General features: G+C 55.3%; 17 protein-coding genes. 13 read left to right on the forward strand and 4 right to left on the reverse strand.

The window, feature by feature from the left end; translation table 11 throughout:
• Nucleotides 1-139: 139 nt before the first annotated feature.
• From apbC to ACN0RL_RS13535, 4 genes are all read left to right on the forward strand, one after another.
• The gene (gene apbC, locus ACN0RL_RS13520) at nt 140-1,240 is read left to right on the forward strand and encodes an iron-sulfur cluster carrier protein ApbC (RefSeq protein WP_417517628.1); all 1,101 of its coding nucleotides are present in this window, start codon (nt 140-142) and stop codon (nt 1,238-1,240) included.
• Nucleotides 1,241-1,528: 288 nt separating this feature from the next.
• On the forward strand, nt 1,529-2,095 hold the full coding sequence (gene dcd, locus ACN0RL_RS13525; protein ID WP_417517630.1) for a dCTP deaminase: 567 nt from the start codon (nt 1,529-1,531) through the stop codon (nt 2,093-2,095).
• Nucleotides 2,092-2,691: a YjaG family protein gene (locus ACN0RL_RS13530; protein WP_417517632.1), complete on the forward strand. Its 600-nt coding sequence runs from the start codon at nt 2,092-2,094 to the stop codon at nt 2,689-2,691. Before dcd ends, ACN0RL_RS13530 begins: the two co-directional genes overlap by 4 nt.
• A 29-nt stretch (nt 2,692-2,720) precedes the next feature.
• Nucleotides 2,721-4,001: a valine--pyruvate transaminase gene (locus tag ACN0RL_RS13535; protein WP_417517633.1), complete on the forward strand. Its 1,281-nt coding sequence runs from the start codon at nt 2,721-2,723 to the stop codon at nt 3,999-4,001.
• Here the strand turns inward: ACN0RL_RS13535 and ACN0RL_RS13540 are convergent.
• From ACN0RL_RS13540 to purM, 3 genes are all read right to left on the reverse strand, one after another.
• Nucleotides 3,998-4,705: a DUF3108 domain-containing protein gene (locus tag ACN0RL_RS13540; RefSeq protein WP_417517635.1), complete on the reverse strand. Its 708-nt coding sequence runs from the start codon at nt 4,703-4,705 to the stop codon at nt 3,998-4,000. The genes ACN0RL_RS13535 and ACN0RL_RS13540 overlap by 4 nt on opposite strands.
• A 127-nt stretch (nt 4,706-4,832) precedes the next feature.
• Nucleotides 4,833-5,495 carry a phosphoribosylglycinamide formyltransferase gene (purN, locus tag ACN0RL_RS13545; protein ID WP_417517637.1) on the reverse strand — a complete coding sequence of 221 codons (663 nt, stop codon included), beginning with the start codon at nt 5,493-5,495 and terminating at the stop codon, nt 4,833-4,835.
• Complete coding sequence (gene purM, locus ACN0RL_RS13550) at nt 5,492-6,556, reverse strand: phosphoribosylformylglycinamidine cyclo-ligase (protein ID WP_417517708.1); 1,065 nt, start codon at nt 6,554-6,556, stop codon at nt 5,492-5,494. The genes purN and purM overlap by 4 nt, the downstream gene beginning before the upstream one ends.
• A gap of 211 nt (nt 6,557-6,767) precedes the next feature.
• On the opposite strand from purM, the gene ACN0RL_RS13555 reads away from it, so the two are divergent.
• From ACN0RL_RS13555 to ACN0RL_RS13575, 5 genes are all read left to right on the forward strand, one after another.
• Nucleotides 6,768-8,090: a DUF2066 domain-containing protein gene (locus tag ACN0RL_RS13555; protein ID WP_417517639.1), complete on the forward strand. Its 1,323-nt coding sequence runs from the start codon at nt 6,768-6,770 to the stop codon at nt 8,088-8,090.
• A 21-nt stretch (nt 8,091-8,111) separates the two neighbouring features.
• The gene (locus tag ACN0RL_RS13560; RefSeq protein ID WP_417517641.1) at nt 8,112-8,672 is read left to right on the forward strand and encodes a CDP-alcohol phosphatidyltransferase family protein; all 561 of its coding nucleotides are present in this window, start codon (nt 8,112-8,114) and stop codon (nt 8,670-8,672) included.
• Nucleotides 8,669-9,367, forward strand: coding sequence for a DnaA regulatory inactivator Hda (gene hda, locus ACN0RL_RS13565; protein WP_417517643.1), 699 nt, complete (start codon nt 8,669-8,671; stop codon nt 9,365-9,367). Before ACN0RL_RS13560 ends, hda begins: the two co-directional genes overlap by 4 nt.
• 83 nt (nt 9,368-9,450) lie before the next feature.
• Complete coding sequence (locus tag ACN0RL_RS13570; RefSeq protein WP_417517645.1) at nt 9,451-10,248, forward strand: ParA family protein; 798 nt, start codon at nt 9,451-9,453, stop codon at nt 10,246-10,248.
• 10 nt (nt 10,249-10,258) lie between these two features.
• Nucleotides 10,259-10,594, forward strand: coding sequence for a YqcC family protein (locus tag ACN0RL_RS13575; RefSeq protein ID WP_417517647.1), 336 nt, complete (start codon nt 10,259-10,261; stop codon nt 10,592-10,594).
• Between the two features lies 1 nt (nt 10,595).
• On the opposite strand, the gene nadC is transcribed toward ACN0RL_RS13575, so the two are convergent.
• Nucleotides 10,596-11,435 carry a carboxylating nicotinate-nucleotide diphosphorylase gene (gene nadC / locus ACN0RL_RS13580; protein WP_417517649.1) on the reverse strand — a complete coding sequence of 280 codons (840 nt, stop codon included), beginning with the start codon at nt 11,433-11,435 and terminating at the stop codon, nt 10,596-10,598.
• A gap of 235 nt (nt 11,436-11,670) precedes the next feature.
• Here nadC and ACN0RL_RS13585 point away from each other — a divergent pair, with 235 nt between their 5' ends.
• From ACN0RL_RS13585 to ACN0RL_RS13600, 4 genes are all read left to right on the forward strand, one after another.
• The gene (locus tag ACN0RL_RS13585; protein ID WP_417517651.1) at nt 11,671-13,986 is read left to right on the forward strand and encodes a DUF1631 domain-containing protein; all 2,316 of its coding nucleotides are present in this window, start codon (nt 11,671-11,673) and stop codon (nt 13,984-13,986) included.
• A gap of 72 nt (nt 13,987-14,058) precedes the next feature.
• Nucleotides 14,059-14,685, forward strand: a complete 627-nt coding sequence (ampD, locus tag ACN0RL_RS13590; protein WP_417517653.1) for a 1,6-anhydro-N-acetylmuramyl-L-alanine amidase AmpD — start codon at nt 14,059-14,061, stop codon at nt 14,683-14,685.
• Between the two features lie 24 nt (nt 14,686-14,709).
• Nucleotides 14,710-15,597, forward strand: a complete 888-nt coding sequence (gene ampE, locus ACN0RL_RS13595; protein ID WP_417517655.1) for a regulatory signaling modulator protein AmpE — start codon at nt 14,710-14,712, stop codon at nt 15,595-15,597.
• 99 nt (nt 15,598-15,696) lie between these two features.
• The gene (locus ACN0RL_RS13600; RefSeq protein WP_417517657.1) at nt 15,697-17,727 is read left to right on the forward strand and encodes a methyl-accepting chemotaxis protein; all 2,031 of its coding nucleotides are present in this window, start codon (nt 15,697-15,699) and stop codon (nt 17,725-17,727) included.
• Nucleotides 17,728-17,898 lie beyond the last annotated feature (171 nt).

The raw sequence follows: 17,898 nt of genomic DNA on the forward strand, positions 1-17,898 counted from the left end.
GGTGTTGTCCGAACCTTTCATCAGATAAGGGTTGTATGGTCAGAAACGGGCCCAGATGATACCTTTTGAACAGATAATTTTCACCCGAAACACCTGTTTTCATGCTGAAAACCCGCATGAATCTATTACGGAGAGCCAGATGACACAGATTTCAGAGCAGGCCCTGCAGGCGGCCGTTCGTGAATACCGAGACCCATACCTGCAAAAGGACCTTTACGACCTGGGTGCCGTAAAATCCCTTGTGGCTGACGAAGCCGGCCATGTAATACTGATGATTGAGTTGCCGTATCCGTCAAAAGGCATCGCAGGCGGCCTGAAACAGTTGGTTGCCAATGCGCTCGAAAACGTTGACGGAGTCAAGTCCGCTGATGTGCATGTGGCCCAGAAAATCCATTCCTACAAAGTCCAGAAAGACCTGCCGTCCGTTCCCGGCGTCAAAAACATCATAGCCGTTGCCTCCGGCAAAGGCGGCGTAGGCAAATCCACCACCGCCGTTAATCTCGCCCTGGCGTTACAGGCAGAAGGTGCCCGGGTGGGCATGCTCGACGCCGACATCTACGGGCCCAGCATCGGCATGATGCTCGGTGTCCCCGAAAACAAACGCCCGGGTGTGCGGGAAGAAAAATACTTCCTGCCCATGGAAGCCCGCGGTCTCCAGGCAATGTCGATGGCCTTCGTAACCACCGACAAGACCCCCATGGTCTGGCGCGGCCCCATGGTCAGCGGCGCAGTGATGCAGCTGTTGCAGCAAACCCTCTGGGACGAACTCGATTACCTCATCGTCGACATGCCGCCGGGCACCGGCGACATCCAGCTCACCCTGGCCCAGAAAGTCCCCGTCACCGGCGCCGTTATCGTCACCACCCCCCAGGACATCGCCCTGCTTGACGGCAAACGCGGCATCGAAATGTTCCGCAAAGTCGAAATCCCTGTGCTTGGCGTTGTGGAAAACATGAGCGTCCACATCTGCAGCAACTGCGGCCACGAAGAACACCTCTTCGGTGAAGGCGGCGGTGAACGCATTGCCGATGAATACGAAACAACCCTGCTGGGCCAGTTGCCCTTGCACATGACCATCCGCGAACAGACCGACAGCGGAAAACCCACCGTGATTGCAGAGCCTGATTCCGAAGTTGCCCGCCGTTACCGGGATATTGCGCGCAGGGTTGGTGCAGAGCTTTCGACACGGGAGCGCAACCTTAGCGGCTCTATCTCAAGCGTGTCCGTAAAGTCGCACTAAGCCAGATTCAGCTTACGCGGCGGGCCGCACTTAGGTTAACCCATGGGCGCAGCAGGCAACTCATTGATTTGATCGCAGGCGCGGGAAAGGTGGTTCAAAAATGTCGGAGGCCAGGGATGGCCGGAGACAAGCCCACAGGGATGTGCTTGAAGCGGTTTTTGAACCACCTTTCCCGTGACTGCAGCCCCCGAAGTTAAAAGACCTCAGGCCACACAGCGAAGCTTCGACAGAACTAAACCGAACAGGTAAACTACGCCCCAATTTTCCCAGTGGATACGAGACTTCGCCATGAGCATCAAAGCCGATAAGTGGATTCGCCGGATGTCTGAACAGCACCGCATGATCGAACCTTTCGAAAGCGGACAGGTTCGTGAAACTGAAAAAGGCCGAATCATCTCCTACGGCACTTCCAGTTACGGCTATGACGTGCGCTGCAGCAACGAATTCAAAATCTTCACCAACGTACATTCCGTCACCGTCGACCCCAAAAACTTTGACGAAAAAAGCTTCGTAGACTTCACCGGCGACGTCTGCATCATCCCGCCGAACTCCTTCGCCCTTGCGCGCACCGTGGAATACTTCCGCATACCCCGCAGCATACTCACCGTATGTCTGGGCAAATCCACCTACGCACGCTGCGGCATCATCGTAAACGTCACCCCGCTGGAGCCAGAGTGGGAAGGCCATGTAACCCTGGAGTTTTCCAACACAACCAACCTCCCGGCTAAAATCTACGCCAATGAAGGTATCGCCCAGATGTTATTCTTCGAGTCTGACGAAGTTTGTGAAACCAGCTACAAAGACCGGGGCGGTAAATATTTTGGTCAGACCGGCGTGACCCTCCCAAAAACATGAACGCCAACCAGTTTCTCAAAGCTGTTTCACAGCTGCAGGGGTGGCGTGAATGCGCCTTCCTTCTGGCGCTCGCTGAGCGCTCATTTCCAAATTATGCCCTGTTTGCTGAAGCGGTAGGGCTGAAAACCGGCGGCAAAATGCACCAGATTCTGGATCTTGCCTGGGGCACGCTCCAGGAAGACGTAACAGAAACCGCTATTCCGCAGCTGCTGGCAAAACTGGAAGCTCTGTCTCCAGATGTAGAGGCCTATGACGCTTATGGTGTCTACCCGGCGTTTGATTTTTGCCAACTGCTGGAGCAGGCACTGCTTAATCGACTGAACCCCTCGAAGCACCGGGCCACAGAAGCATCGCAGCTGGCGACCGGCACCGTTATGAGCTTTATCGAGTTGTCTGAAGGTGAAGGGCTCGAAGAAGATGAGCTGGTGCGCCTGCTGGATTCTCATCCTCTGATGAAAGAAGACAAAACCTTCCAGCGCGACCTGGTACTGGCTCTCAAGCGCCAGCGCACGCCACTGGAACTTTTCATCACAGAGCTCCGGGAAGACGCCGCAAACGAAGGAATCAGCAACCTCGGTATCTCGCTGGGAGACTGAAGCCCCATTGATCACACGGATATAACCCCATGAAACTCTCTACTTTTGGTCGCAAATTTACCGCCGACGCCGGTATAACCTCGTTAATGGATGACCTGGGTAACGCCATGGCGTCTGGCGACGACATGATCATGATGGGCGGGGGCAATCCGGGACACATCCCTGAGATACAGAAGCGGGTACAGGAAATTCTTGGAGATATGAGCCGGAGTGAAAGCGACGTTCGCCGGCTGGTTGGTATTTACGATCCGCCCCAGGGTGAAAAGCAGTTCATTGCCTCGCTGGCGGAACTGCTTAGTCGCGAATACGGCTGGGACCTGAAGCCCGGTAACATTGCGCTCACCAATGGTAGCCAGGCAGCGTTCTTCATGCTGTTTAACATGTTCGGCGGCGATTACGGTGAAGGCCAGCGCAAGCACATACTGTTGCCATTGGCACCTGAGTATATCGGCTATGCAGATGCCGGCATCGAGCCGGGACTGTTTCATGCTGTGCAGCCGGATATTTCATTCACCGATGCCCACGAATTCAAGTATCGAGTGGATTTTGATGCGGTAGAAGTAACCGGAGAGACCGGTGCCATTTGCGTGTCCCGGCCAACCAACCCGACCGGTAATGTGGTTACCGACGAAGAGATGGCTCGGCTGGAAGAGATGGCACGCTTGCATGACGTGCCGCTGATCGTCGACGGAGCCTACGGTACACCTTTTCCAAGTCTTCTGTTTGTGGATGCCAAGCCCACCTGGAACGAACAGATTATTTTGTGCCTGAGTCTGTCCAAGCTTGGCTTGCCGGCCGCCCGAACAGGCATCGTGATTGCTGCCGAGCCGGTGATCAAGGCGTTGTCTGGCATTAATGCCATCATGAACCTGGCAACAGGCAGTTTCGGCGCCATGCTAGCTGAGCCGCTGGTACGCTCTGGAGAGATTCTGTCCCTGAGCCGGGATGTCGTCTGCCCATTCTACAAGAGAAAGATGGAGCGGGCAGTGGCGGCGTTCCGGGAAGCGATGGGCGAGGACAGTTGCCGTTGGTACGTGCACAAACCAGAAGGCGCGATGTTTCTGTGGCTATGGTTTCCGGATTTGCCCATTACCAGTCTTGAGCTTTACCAGCGGTTAAAAGCCCGGGGCGTACTGGTGGTGTCGGGCCATTATTTCTTCCCGGGGCTGCCGGAGGACGATGATTGGCGACATCGCCACGAATGCCTGCGCGTAACCTATTCCCAGGACGACGAGCGCGTGGCGCAGGGGCTGCGAATTATTGCAGATGAGGTCAAGGCTGTCTGGGCGGAAGCGGATCGGGAGGTTTAACCTCCCAGGTCCACGTCCTTGAGCTTGAGTTCGTAGCGGCTGCCATCGGGTTCGACCTGGAGCAGGCGAACCAGTAGGTATCTGTTGTCCGGATCAAACCACATCAGCGTTTCCCGCTGGGAATTTTCACGAATCTTTTCGGCTTTGAGGTAAGAGGACTGGCTGCCATCAGTGCGGCTGGCGTCATCAGTCACGACGGCGAAACGCTCGCTATCCACCCTGCCGCGGTCCAGAACCAGGTATTCCATTTCCCGTTCGCCGCTCCGGATGTCCTGGTGTAACTGGAGCTGGAAGCCAAGAGGATCGAGGTTGCCCTCCGCCAGCTCGATCCGGAAAGGCTTTTCACGGTACTCTCCTGTGGCGATTCCACTCTTCCAGTCAAAATCGATGGACTGTTCCCTGTCTTTAATAAGAAATCCCGATAGGCGATAGCGGTATCTGAGCGGAATGACCTGGCCGTCTTCCCATTTGAAGATCAGGGATTCATCAATATCAGCAATGAGAGAATTTACGTCAGTGCGATATAGCCAGACATCATTGCTTTGAGAGGTCAGGATGCGTTTGGCGGTGCCATTGAGGGACAGGCCTTTGTCCAGCTCAGCATCAAAACTTACTTCAAATGGAAACAGCTCCGGGTTCGTTTCGGCTTTTGCAGTCGTACCGAAGAGCAGCGCGACTATCGCCAAGAGCGGCAGTAACATCATCCGGCTTTTTCCGGGGGCAAATTTTGCCTGTCGTGCTGAATACATCTGGTTGACCTCCAATCCTTCACCGATGCTGAAAGTCTAGCGGGTCAGCGGGCGTTGCGGGGTGACAGTCTGGTAAGGCAGTTTAATTGTCCGGGAGGCGCATTGGCGCCGCCAAAGCCTGGCCATCGAATAACACCTGTTCGCCGCCCAGCTGAATCCTGCCTTCACAGAACCAGCGCACCACAATCGGATACAGCAAATGCTCTTTGGCCTGCACTTTTTCTGCGAGCGATTCTGCTGTGTCCTCGGGTGACACTGCAACCTCGGCCTGAGCTATCACCGGCCCGCCGTCGAGCTCTTCGGTAACAAAGTGTATGGAAACCCCATGAGTGAGGTCGCCGGCATCCAGAGCCCTCTGGTGAGTGTTTAGCCCTGTGTATTTTGGCAGTAACGAGGGATGGATGTTCACCAGCTTGCCACGAAAGGCCCGAACGAAATCGGTTGTCAGGATTCTCATGAACCCGGCAAGTACGATCAGATCCGGGTTATGGCGAAGGATGTGAGCCAATAGCGCGGCATCGAACTCTTCGCGGGAGCCGAAATTCTTGTGGTTGACGACAAACGTCTCGATGTTGGCCTGGGCAGCACGTTCCAGCGCAAAAGCTTTGGGTTGGTTGCAGCCCAAAGCAACAATCTGGCCGGGAAAATCACGTTCCCGGCTCGCGTCTATCAGAGCCTGAAGATTGGTTCCGCTACCCGAGGCCAGAACCAGAATTCGGGGAAGAGTCGGTTGGTCTGCTTTCATGCTGAGAGCAGACCCGGTGCGTAACGCACGACTGCATCTTTTCCGGAGTCGTCCGCTCGTTCAATCAGGCCCACCTGCCAGGCTTTTTCGCCGAGGGCTTTCAGAGTATCCAGAGCCAGGTCTTTCTGGCTTTCCGATACGCAAACAATCATGCCAATGCCGCAGTTAAACGTGCGATACATTTCCTCGCTGGCTACGCCGCCAGCATCCTTCAGCCACTGAAATACCGGGGGTAGTTCCCAGCTTTCAGTGTCTATGGCTGCAACCATGCCTGTTGGCAGAACTCTGGGAATGTTTTCAGGTAAGCCACCACCGGTAATGTGAGAGAGCGCGCGTACATCTACCTCACGGATCAGTTGCAGCAGGTTTTTGACATAGATCCGTGTAGGCGCCATCAGAGCGCCTGCCAGAGTAGTCTCACCGACTTGCTGATCGAGATCGGCTTTGCTGACTTCGAGGATCTTCCGGATCAGCGAGTAGCCGTTGGAGTGCGGGCCCGACGATTCAATGGCGAGCAGCACATCGCCTGCTTGCACCTTGCTACCATCGATGATTTCGCTGCGCTCGGCGATGCCAACGCAGAAACCGGCCAGGTCGTAATCGTCGCCTTCATACATGCCGGGCATTTCTGCGGTTTCACCACCTACCAGTGAGCAGCCAGCCAGCTCACAGCCCTGTCCAATACCTGCAACGACGTTTGCGGCTATATCCACATTGAGTTTGCCAGTGGCGTAGTAGTCGAGAAAAAACAAAGGTTCGGCGCCGCCGACAATAAGGTCGTTAACACACATGGCCACGAGGTCGATACCAATGCTGTCATGCTTGCCAAGCTGCATTGCCAGGCGCAGCTTGGTGCCGACGCCATCGGTACCCGATATCAGAACAGGTTCCTTGTAACCGGCCGGAATGGCCACCATGGCGCCAAAACCGCCAAGACCTCCCAGAACCTCGGGGCGCCGCGTGCGCGCGGCGGTTTCCTTGATACGGCTGACAAGTTCATTACCGGCATCAATATCAACGCCGGCATCGCGGTAGGTCAGGGAAGGCTTCTGTTCGCTCATGGTGTTCTTAACCGTTGGCCAGTGGGTCAGGCGGCGGATTTTAGCAGGTGCGGTGTAGGGCTCCAAGTGCAATCGCCGTAAGCGGCTGCTGATTCGTGTGGTGGTGCGCCCTGAGTTGCCCAAGATTGCATTTCTGAAACCCGGGTCGGCTACTCAGGCTTCGGGGCATGGTGTATCCTGTTCGCCATTAATGCGAACTGCAGGGTGTTTCATGCCAGTACCAGACCAGATTCCGGTTGTTAAGCCGATGCCAGCCATATGGCTTGCCGTATTTTGTGCGCTCATGCTGGCCTTGATGCCTGCTCCCGCCGCTGCTGTGACGGTATCCGGCCTTTATTCTGTGGAAGTTCCGGTATCCGGTTCCGGACAGAGCGATCTGGCCAAGGGATATGCGGATGGCCTGGCCCGGGTCTTTGTGCGTATTTCGGGCACCCGTGAGGTGCTTGCGCTGGACGGAGTGCAGGCGCTGCTCGAAAACGCGGAATCCTTGCTGCTTTCCTATCAGCTACTTCGTGGCGCGAACGGCAACAGCCAGCTCAGCATGACATTCGGCGCTGTGGGCGTGAATCGGGCCCTGGCTTCCGTTGATGCGCCGGTCTGGGGCGCCAATCGCCCACTGACTCTTGCGTGGGTGGCTGTAGAAGATCGCGGTGTTCGCCAGCTTGTTACTGGAAATGCCAGCGGCCAGGCAGATCAGGGTGAAAGTGGTGTATGGTCTTCGGCATTTGCCCTTGCCGCCCGGGAACGGGGCTTGCCGGTAACGCTGCCGCCAACGGAGTTCAGCGAAAACCGCGAGTTGCTTTCTGATATCTGGGGCCAGTTCACAGGCCGGGTGCGTAACGCTTCAGAGGGTGTCGAGCACGACGTACTTGCTCTGGTGCGAGTGAGCCGCTCCGGCGGCCAATGGCGTGCCGGCTGGGTGTTTGAGGGAGCAAGCCTCAATGGCAGTGAAGAATCGGTCAGTGCGGATACCCGGGAAGCCCTGGCAGAGGCTCTGGTAAATCGTTGGGCGGAGCTGTATGCCAACCGTTATGCTGTTGCGGCCGGCGAAGTTGGAGATTTGCCCCGGGTTGATATAGTTTTGCGCGGCGTAACGTCGGTTGCTGACTATGGAAACGCCAGCAAGGTGCTTGAGGGGCTGACACCCGTTGTAAATGTCGGTGCGTCCCGGGTTAAAGGCGAGCAGCTAACGCTCAGGGTTTCATTTTCCGGCGAGCTGGATCAGCTCAAAGAGTACATTGCGCTGGACTCTCGTTTTGTACCTGTTGAGGGTGAACCGCAGAATGCTCGGCCAACCCCTGCGCAAGCATCTGATGCCTCGGCAAAGCCGGCTCAGGCGCAGGCCCCATCAGGCCAGCAAGAGGGCGCGCCGGAAGTCGAGAAGGTTGCTGACTCGTCCGGTCAGCCTGGGTTTACCTACCAGCCGTCTCCGGTGGATGAAGAAGAGGCAGAGCAGGCGTTTGAATCGCTTTATCAGCTTCTCTATTACCGGTGGCAACCCGTGCCGGTTATCGGGAATGATGGCGGGCAGTAAGCCATCATCGGAGGCGGTTCGGTGAGGTCATATGACTGGCGGTGGATTCCCAACGTATTGACGTTCGCGCGTATTCTGATGATTGCACCTTTCGCCAGGGCATTGTTCTTACAGGAATACCGTATTGCATTGGTGATCTTTGCTGTGGCGTCGATTACGGATGGCCTTGATGGTTTTCTGGCACGACGCTTCAACTGGCGATCACGGTTTGGTGCCGTGGCAGATCCGCTGGCGGACAAGGCTTTACTGATTACCGCGTATCTCGTGCTTACGTACACCTCCGTGCTTCCTCTATGGCTTTTTGCCCTGGTGCTCGGCAGGGACCTTCTGATTGTCGGGGGCGCCCTTCTGTACCACTACTGTATCGGCCGCTTTGATATGGAACCCAGCATACCCGGTAAATTGAATACGATGGTTCAGGTTCTCGTGGTTCTTGGCATCATTGTTATTCTGGCGGGTTTGCCAGTACAGCCGTTTTGGCTGGACGTTGGAATCTGGCTGGTTGCGGTCTCGGTTATTATCAGCGGTTCTCACTATGTATTGGTCTGGAGTATGCGGGCATGGAGGTCCCGGCAATCATGAATCCTTCCCAATTGGTCCTTGGTGTAAGGCTTCGGGACGATGCACGCTTTGATAATTTCCATGGTGATCGTAACAGGGATGCATCACTGCGGCTTTTGTCGGTATTCAGACAGCCTGCTGGCCTGCCGGTGGTGGTTGTCTGCGGTGATTCGGATACCGGTAAAAGCCACCTGCTTCAGGCAGCTTGCCACCATGCAGAAGCTGGGGGAAAAACGGCGGTCTGTATCAGCATTGCCGAGCTGGAGCCTTTTGGGCCGGAAGCACTTGCCGGGCTGGATGCCATGGATGTTGTTGCGCTTGATGATCTTGATCGGGTGGCGGGAAAGCCAGACTGGGAAGAAGCCGTGTTTCACCTGTATAACAGGCTGCACGATGGCGGCCATATGCTGGTTGTAAGCCTCTCCGAAGTTCCCGGGGCCTTGCCTTTTCTATTGCCGGATCTGGTTTCCCGCTTACATCACGGGTTTACTGTTCAGCTTGGAATATACCGTGATGATGATCGGCTGAAAATTCTTATGGCACGTGCTGAGCAACGCGGGCTAACAATGACGGAGGATGTCGCAGGCTTTATCATGCGACGTGCACCAAGGCGTCTTGGAGAGTTATTGGGTATTCTCGATACTCTGGATGAAAATTCATTACAGGCCCAGCGCCGCCTCACCATTCCGTTCGTGAAAACGGTGATGCAGTGGTAGGGATACAAAGCCAGCCGCCACAAAACACAGATACAGCATTCAAACGATAAGGCGCTGAATAAGGCGCCAGATGGAGAGACGACATGAGACGGGTAGTATTCAACCAGAAAGGTGGAGTAGGGAAGTCCAGTATTACCTGCAATCTGGCCGCGATCAGCGCTGCCCGAGGCAAGCGCACGCTCGTGGTTGACCTGGATCCCCAGGGTAACTCGACCCATTATCTTCTGGGCAAGCCCGCCGGAGAACTCAAGGACACCGTTGCCGATATGCTGGAGCAGACGGTTGCGTTCAAGGTATTCAACAGGCGCCCCGAGGAATTTGTGCACGCTACGCCGTTCAAGAATCTCTTCGTTATGCCGTCGAGCCCGGAACTGGACTTTCTTGAGCGCAAGCTCGAAGCAAAGCACAAAATCTACAAGCTCCGGGAAGCGCTGAAAAAACTGGGTGAATCATTTGATGCTATCTACATTGACACGGCCCCTGCGCTGAACTTTTATACCCGCTCGGCGCTTATTGCGGCCCAGCGTTGCCTGATTCCGTTTGACTGTGATGATTTCTCCCGCCAGGCGCTTTACAACATCCTCAACGAAATCCGCGATTTGCAGGAAGATCATAACGATGAGCTGGTTGTGGAAGGTATTGTTGCCAACCAGTTTCAGCCCCGGGCCAGCCTGCCCAAACAGCTGGTTAAAGAACTGATAGAGGAAGGCCTGCCGGTACTGCCAGTGCGACTGTCCAGCTCGGTGAAAATGAAAGAGTCCCATCAGTGCCGTCAGCCGCTTATCCATATGGCTCCGAAACACCCGCTCACCCGCCAGTTTGAAGATCTTTATAAGGTATTGCATGGTGAAACTGTAGAGCTTGAGCCCCTGGCAGATTAAAAAGGTTTTTATGAAAGGTTCCGGTGACATAACAGGGCAGGTTGCGGATTGTCTTCTGAGTATCGAGATGGCTTTGCGCCAGCTCGGGATGTGGGAGACGGAGCGCCCGCCCGCGGATGCGTTTGTTAGCTCAGAGCCGTTTTGCCTCGATACGCTGACATTTACTCAATGGCTTCAGTTCGTGTTTCTGGAACGCATGAAGCTGATTATCGAAAGTGCCCACCCTTTGCCAACAGTTTCAGGCATTGCGCCCATGGCGGAGGAGTACTTTCGTGGTCGCCCCGAATCCGGCCAAAGCCTGATCCGGGAGCTCGAAGCGTTTGACCGGTTGCTGTCCGTCGATTGATTCAGTCGAGGCGCATGGAGAGGTCTACGGCTCTGACGTCCTTGGTCAGTGCACCAATTGAAATATAGTCGACGCCGGTTTCCGCAATGGGAACGAGCGTTTCTGCGTTGATACCCCCGGAGGCTTCCAGTTTTGCCCGCCCTTCGTTTACTGCGACTGCTGCGTGCAAATCATCCATGGAAAATTCATCAAGCATGATGATGTCTGCGCCCGCGCTGAGTGCCTGCTCCAGTTCTGTCATGTTTTCGGTTTCCACTTCTACTGGTTTGCCCGGAGCAATCCGGTGGGCTTCAGCGATAGCGGCAGCGATGGATCCGCAAGCAGCAATGTGGTTTTCCTTGATGAGGAAGGCGTCCCACAGGCCTATTCGATGGTTATGGCAGCCGCCGCAGGTCACGGCGTATTTTTGGGCAAGCCGCAATCCGGGCAGGGTTTTGCGGGTATCCAGAAGGCGCACGCCGGTGTGAGCAACCCGTGCCGCATAACCGGAGCAGTTTGTTGCCACTCCGGAAAGGGTCTGAAGCCAGTTCAGCGCTGCTCTTTCCGCCGTCAGCAGGCTTCTGGCAGTTCCTTGCATGCGGAACAGCACCTGGTTCGGAGAAACGGACTGTCCATCCTGAACCAGCCACTCTAACGATACCGATCTGTCTACCTGACGAAATACCTCCTCGACCCACTCGCGCCCCGCTATGGTTGCCTGCTCCCGCGTAATTACATGACCGGACGCCTGTTTTGTCATGGGGATAAGGCGGGCCGTGATATCGCCGTCGCCGATATCCTCGCGCAAGCTCAGAGCGACGCTCTCGATTCGTGACTGGCGTAGGCGTTCAGTGAAGTTCATGGTGTTGCATCCGCTTGTGTCAGGGGCTAAAGGGTTCTGAAATATTCGGGGGTCATGATTCTATCGCCCGCCAGTGATTTCGCCAAATTCTGAGGGAACTGTGACCTGGGTCTGGTCTACACAAAAGGTGACAATTTCTGACACAAGGTGACGCGGCTAACTCGTATGATGTGTAATCAGAATAGTTTCAAACCTATGGCCAGACGCTTCACTCATTCTGGTCCGGAGTTTTTCAATGAAGCAGGATAACAAGGTTGTCAGTTTTTCTGGTCAGAAGCCGTTTTCGCGGTTTGATCTGCCGCCGGCCCTTGTTCGTCTTCGGGATACCTCAGGCCAGTCACTCAAAGATGTTCTTGGGCGCTTTTTCGAGCGTGCAGACGATGCCTTGTTTGAACTCGCAGACCGTGCGGGCTCCAATAAAGACCAGACTGTCTATTTTGATGCCATGCGCGAGCTCAGATTGCGGCGCAAGGCCATGGCTGTCTCAGTGCTGCAATATGTCAGTCAGGCATTCAACGATATCGGCCAGTTCCGGCCACGGCAATCCGGCGGAGCTCTGGATGAAGTTGACCAGGATTCATTGAGCCTTGTCGAGCATTCCGACCTTGAGCAGCAGGTGGCTATCGATAACCTGATCAACAAGCTTCGAAATCGTTATCAGGGCTCAATTCAGCTTTTGTCGTTGCGGATTAATCACCTGGTTCCCAAAGTAGAGTTGGCCGACAACCAGATGCCGCTCAGCCCGGAAGTTATCTGTGGCGGTCTCGCGGAGGCCTGTGCTGATCTCGACATCGATATCCGCGCAAAACTTGTTGTACTGAAACTGTTTGACCGCCTGCTGGCAGACACGCTTGGTGATTTTTATCAGGAGGCTAATCGCACTCTGGTTTCGGAAGGCATACTGCCAGACGTCAAACGGGCACCGGCACGCTCGGCGGCGGGTGCCTCCGGCGCAAGATCGGCGGCCTCAGCACCGGTACCCGCAAGCTCTGTCCGGCATGGGCCGGTGGAAGAGCTGAGCGAGCTGAGCAGCCGCCAGAACTATGGTTATGACCAGATACAGGGTGGTGTTTCCCATGCAACATTTTCCGAATTGAGCGCGCTTCTGCACCAGAGAGGGAATTCCCACGCGACGGCTGAGTCGGGAGTGGGAGGGGAAGCCTATCTCGATACTGACCGGCTGGTGGCTCGTCTCAGTGAGGCGCAGGCTTCCTGTGGCCAGTGGGAGGTTGATGAAGTCGTCTCTCTTGATCATCAGCTGAAGTCAATTCTCCAGGCTGCCAATGGCCAGAAATCCAGTGTCGGCCAGGTTGATAACGATGTTATCAACCTGGTGTCGATGCTCTTCGATTTTATTCTGGAAGATCGGCAACTGCACCCGGTGATGAAGGCGCTGATCGGACGGTTGCAGATACCGGTCCTGAAGGTTGCATTGAGTGACAAGAACTTCTTTAATCGGGGTGGTCACCCTGTTCGCAAGCTACTGAATGAATTGGCTTTGTCAGCGATTGGCTGGAGCGAGAAGCGTGCAGGTCAGCGCGATCCGCTGCGTGAGAAAATAGAGTCGGTTGTTGATCGCGTGCTGAGCGAGTTTACAAATAACGTATCGCTTTTTGACGAACTCCTTAAAGATTTCAGTCACTTTACGGATCTTGATCGTCGCCGGAGGGAGTTGGTAGAGCAGCGCCTGCGAGATGCAGAAGAGGGCAGGGCGCGTCAGGAGCGAGCATGTCAGATCTCAGCATCACTGGTGAACGATCTTACTATTGGAAGAGATATTCCGGAGCCTGTTTTCCGGATGTTGAGCGAAGCCTGGACAAAGTATCTTCAGTGGGTGGTGTTGCGCGAAGGTGAGGACGGCGAACGCTGGGCGGATGCACGTGAACTGACCGGGCACATTGTCTGGAGTGTTGACCCACAGCCCGTTGAGGACTCAACCCGCAGCGAACTTCTGAGAGCCATTCCGGCCATTGTCGACGATTTTCGTGTTGCCCTTCAGGAGATTTCCTGGGATCCGTTTGCAACCGATACGGCGGTTCGGGATCTGGAACTCGCGCATGTTGACGTATTTCAGCGCCTGGCTACTGCGCCATCGCAACCTGGCACCTCGGTGGTCGAAGACAAATCTTTCGCCGAACCGCAGACTCAGCCCGAGGCACGCCCTGAGCCAGAGGCTCCGTTGGCCGAATCAAACGAGGTAGAGGCAGCGCCGCCTGTGCTTTCGAAGCCTGTCGATGAGGCGCCTGCCCCGGAAGATAGCGAGGAGGTCCCTGCGCAATGGCTGGATAAGGCAGACCGCCTGAGTGTTGGTGCCTGGGTTGAGCTCACCCGTGACGAAACCAGGCTCCGGTGTAAGCTGGCTGCCTTTATAAGAGCCACGGGCAAGTACATCTTTGTTAATCGCAGTGGTGCGAAGGTTGCTGAGTATCGTCGTCAGGAACTGGCTGCCGCCATGGCGAAAGGCGCCGTCACCATGCTGGATGATGGACTTATCTTCGACAGGGCGCTGGAATCGATCATCGATAACCTGCGCAGCAGCCGCAAGGATTGATCCGTGGCAAGAGGGCCTGCTTTGTGATTCAATCAAGCCACAACGTAATGCTCTGATAATTATGGATTCATCTTGTCCCATTCAGCCTCAGATCACTCTGATTCGACCATTTCTGGCGAAGACATAAAAACGCTCCGGGAAACCGGGCGCCTTTCATCTGCCCGCTGGTGCCCGTCGCCGAACCACGGCCCCCGCCCCGAGGGCGCTACGATAAGTCTGCTGGTAGTCCACAGCATCAGCCTTCCCCCCGGCCAGTTTGGCGGAAGTTATATCGAAGAATTTTTCACGAATTGCCTGAATCCCTCTGAGCACCCTTATTTTGCAACCATTTCAGATATGCGTGTATCGGCTCACGCGCTGATCAGAAGGGACGGGGCAGTTGTGCAGTTTGTCAGTTTGCTGGAACGGGCCTGGCATGCTGGTCGCTCCAGTTTCGAGGGCGTTGAGGAGTGCAACGACTTCTCCATTGGAATAGAGCTTGAGGGGGCGGATGATGTTCCCTATACACCGGAGCAGTACCGTTCTTTGGCCGAACTCTCGGCTGTAATCAGCTCAGCCTGGCCGGAGATTACCAATGACCGGATTACCGGCCACTGTGACATCGCCCCCGGGCGCAAGACGGATCCGGGGCCGGCTTTCGACTGGCAAGGTTTCCGGGCTTCACTGCAGGTAGTCAAGTCTGGCAGGCACCTTGGGTAATTGGCTCAAAAGGGAGCATTTTGAATGATTCTTGTGGTGTTTCTGATTGCCTATTTTGTGCGAAGACGTCTTGACAGTCTCGATGCTGTTTCCGGTGATGCGCTCTGGCGGCGCTGGTTTCATAGCGGACGAAAAGTTGAAGCCGGCCATGAATCCGGCATTATGGCCGGTTTGTTTCTGGTGGCATTGCCTGCACTGCTGGCGGCCCTGTGCGTGTATATTTCATGGACTTACGGATGGCGGATTGCTGCCTACCCGCTTGAAATATTTGTTCTTGTAGTGATGATGGGCGTGCCTGGCTGGCGGCAGTCAATCGAGTCCTATACCGGGGCCTGGCAAAAGGGCGACATGCAGGCGGCCTGGCATCATATCCAGGAGCGCTTGCCTGCTGCTGAGCGTGGTGCGGCAGTGTCACCCGAGGCTATGCACCTTTCCCTGACACGGGCCCTCATGGTGGCAGTCTTCCAGCGTTTCTTCCTTGTTGCATTCTGGTATGTCGTCGGCGGAATTGGCCTGGCAATTTTTGTGCGGGGGCTTGTGGCTCTTGCAGAGCAGTGGCCGCAGGCAGCTGCAAGGCCTAAATATGCAGCGATCTGTGAATGGGTTAACTGGATACCCGCAAGACTGCTTTCGATAACGTTCGGAATTGCCGGAGACCTCTCGGGATGGCTGGTAGAAGCCAGGCAAGCAATGGGAGGTGTCACGAAAAACACATCTGATGTGCTCATGATCTCCGCCAATGGGTCGTTAACCGGATATGCACTTGATCCGGAGCGGTTTTCCCAGGTTCATGCGGATGAATGGGCCAGTTTTGGAGGGCGTAGCCTTAATGCGGTCAGGGACTTGCTGAACCGGAGTATGCTGGTCTGGATCTGTGTACTGGCGTTGCTGGTTATTGCAGGGGTCGTCTGAGAACTCCAGCGGCAAAAGATCGTGCTCAAGTTATCGGATGTTCGGGCGATAAAAAAAGAACATGAGTTCAGCTGTTTACGTTTCAAAGAGAGGGCCGATGTGAAGCAACTCATTAATCCTGCAGTAGCACTGATGAACCGATTGCCGATGCTGTACAAGTTCAGTCTTATCAGCGTTCTGTTCCTGTTGCCGATTGGTGGGTTGTCCTGGCTTGTGATGACTGAGCTCAATCGCTCGGTTGAGACAATGACCGGTGGTGTTGAGGGCCTGAAGCAATTGCGTCAGATTGACCGTCTTGTAGATGCCTCTATGGACTACCGGGATTATCGCGCGCCGGCGGTGGCCAAAAATGAAGACGCCATCATGGCCCGCTCGGATGAAGCAGCCGAAGATATTACCGCTATTCTCGAAAGCCTGACCGCAGAGCCACGCTCATTTGATGCCTCCGGCGCCTGGGCAGACCAGGTTGAGGCGCTCCGTGCTGACTGGCAGAACCTTCGTGCGGATGACAACTACCAGACCAATTTCGATCCTCAGTTCAAGTATTATCAGGAGTTTGTTCAGAAGGTTCTGGCACTTCTTCCTGCCACTATAGAGACATCCGGACTGAGCCAGGGCGTATCAAGAGAGAATCTGCTTGTTCTCGGGCTCATTCGCCAAACGCTGCCGGATGCACGCAGCGTGATAGGGCAGGCGCGCTCTTATGGATTTTACGCGTTGGTTGAGGGGCAGGTTGGTTATGCCCTGAGCGAAACCTTCAATGAGATCTATGACGGGCTAACAAACCGCAGCTCTCTGCTCTCCCCGGCACTCACACTTGCTGCAGACGCGTCTCCCGCACTGAAGGCCGGCGCGGGTGATGCGTTTCGGAAGGTTGATGAGAGCCTGTTGAGCGTTCGTGAACTGCTTGATCTGAATATTATTACGCCTATGCGGCTGGAGCTGTCCTGGCAGGAGTACGACGCCCGTATCGCTGGACAGTTGGTGGGCTTTGGTGAACTGAAAGCCGCAGCGTTTGATGTGGTAGAAAATAACCTGAATGCCAGCCTGGAACAGGAAGTCAGTCAGCGGCGCCTGATTGTGGTGGCACTGGTTGTGGTTCTGCTTATTGTTGTGTACCTCTACATTGGCTTTTTCATGTCTGTGCGCACGGCAATCAACCGGTTCAGTGAAGCAGCACGTAAGGTGGCTGCAGGAGATATGACCACCCGGATTTCACTTGATAACCGCGACGAACTCGGTGAATTGACTGGTGAATTCAACAACATGACGGATCGAATGGCCGACCTGATACGTTCTGTAGGCCAGACGACCTCTGATGTTGACCAACAGGCCGCGCGAGTCAAGGATACAGCCACCTCCAACAGCGAGGCTGTAGCGCGTCAAATGTCGGAGAGTGGCCAGATCAATGAAGCCATGAGTCAGATGGTTGAAGCTGTTAATGAGGTAACGGAAAGCGCTCACCGGGTTGCAGACAGCGCTTCAGCAGCGGAACAGGATACAGAAACCGGCCGCGGTGTCGTTTCGGATACCGTGGAAACCATCAACCGGTTGGCCACCGAAATTTCCGGTGCGGTGGATGTGATCAATCGTGTTAGCGAAGACAGCGACAACATCAGCCAGGTACTGGTTGAAATCAAGGCGATAGCGGGGCAGACCAATCTTCTTGCGCTCAATGCCGCGATCGAAGCGGCCCGGGCGGGCGAGCATGGGCGCGGGTTTGCGGTGGTTGCTGATGAAGTGCGTTCTTTGTCCCAGCGCACCCACAAGTCCACTGAAGAAATCGAGGGTATGATTTCACGGCTCCAGAGCGGCGTGAAGGATGCTGTAGCGGCCATGACCAATAGCCGCGATGTAACCCAGACAACCGTCCAGAAATCCGGAGAAGTAACGGAAGCACTGAGCCGGATTGCCAATGGCATTTCGGTCATCGTGGACATGAGCCACCAGATTGCCCAGGCGGCAGAAGAGCAGTCTGCGGTTTCTAAAGATGTGAATGCCAGTGTGGCCCATATTGGCGAACTGGGTGCATCCACTGCGTCGAATGCCGAAGAAACCCTGGCTTCATCCCGGGAAATGTCCGAGTTGACGGCTTCCCTGCAAAGGCTTGTAGAGGCATTTAAAGTTTAAGATCGAGTTGCCGCTGTGAGTGGGCTGAAGACAACTCCTCAGCTCGACGGCCCGGTAGCGCGAAGGCTCCAGAAACTGTGCGGAGCCAAGCGTACATGGATGTATTCACCGCGTGTTTCTGGAGCCTTCGCGCTATCGGGCCGGGCTGTAAAGTCGTTTTCTGGCATTCTG

Source organism: Marinobacter sp. (genome assembly GCF_048259445.1).
In the GTDB taxonomy this organism is placed as follows: domain Bacteria; phylum Pseudomonadota; class Gammaproteobacteria; order Pseudomonadales; family Oleiphilaceae; genus Marinobacter.

What these genes read in the sequence shown, in the direction of transcription:
- ACN0RL_RS13530 (WP_417517632.1), top strand. Translation starts at nt 2,092, where the DNA reads ATGAACGCCAACCAGTTTCTCAAAGCTGTTTCACAGCTGCAGGGGTGG.
- purN (WP_417517637.1), bottom strand. Translation starts at nt 5,495, where the DNA reads ATGAAAGCAGACCAACCGACTCTTCCCCGAATTCTGGTTCTGGCCTCG.
- ACN0RL_RS13535 (WP_417517633.1), top strand. Translation starts at nt 2,721, where the DNA reads ATGAAACTCTCTACTTTTGGTCGCAAATTTACCGCCGACGCCGGTATA.
- apbC (WP_417517628.1), top strand. Translation starts at nt 140, where the DNA reads ATGACACAGATTTCAGAGCAGGCCCTGCAGGCGGCCGTTCGTGAATAC.
- nadC (WP_417517649.1), bottom strand. Translation starts at nt 11,435, where the DNA reads ATGAACTTCACTGAACGCCTACGCCAGTCACGAATCGAGAGCGTCGCT.
- ampE (WP_417517655.1), top strand. Translation starts at nt 14,710, where the DNA reads ATGATTCTTGTGGTGTTTCTGATTGCCTATTTTGTGCGAAGACGTCTT.
- ACN0RL_RS13585 (WP_417517651.1), top strand. Translation starts at nt 11,671, where the DNA reads ATGAAGCAGGATAACAAGGTTGTCAGTTTTTCTGGTCAGAAGCCGTTT.
- dcd (WP_417517630.1), top strand. Translation starts at nt 1,529, where the DNA reads ATGAGCATCAAAGCCGATAAGTGGATTCGCCGGATGTCTGAACAGCAC.
- purM (WP_417517708.1), bottom strand. Translation starts at nt 6,556, where the DNA reads ATGAGCGAACAGAAGCCTTCCCTGACCTACCGCGATGCCGGCGTTGAT.
- ACN0RL_RS13555 (WP_417517639.1), top strand. Translation starts at nt 6,768, where the DNA reads ATGCCAGTACCAGACCAGATTCCGGTTGTTAAGCCGATGCCAGCCATA.
- ACN0RL_RS13540 (WP_417517635.1), bottom strand. Translation starts at nt 4,705, where the DNA reads ATGATGTTACTGCCGCTCTTGGCGATAGTCGCGCTGCTCTTCGGTACG.
- ACN0RL_RS13575 (WP_417517647.1), top strand. Translation starts at nt 10,259, where the DNA reads ATGAAAGGTTCCGGTGACATAACAGGGCAGGTTGCGGATTGTCTTCTG.
- hda (WP_417517643.1), top strand. Translation starts at nt 8,669, where the DNA reads ATGAATCCTTCCCAATTGGTCCTTGGTGTAAGGCTTCGGGACGATGCA.
- ACN0RL_RS13570 (WP_417517645.1), top strand. Translation starts at nt 9,451, where the DNA reads ATGAGACGGGTAGTATTCAACCAGAAAGGTGGAGTAGGGAAGTCCAGT.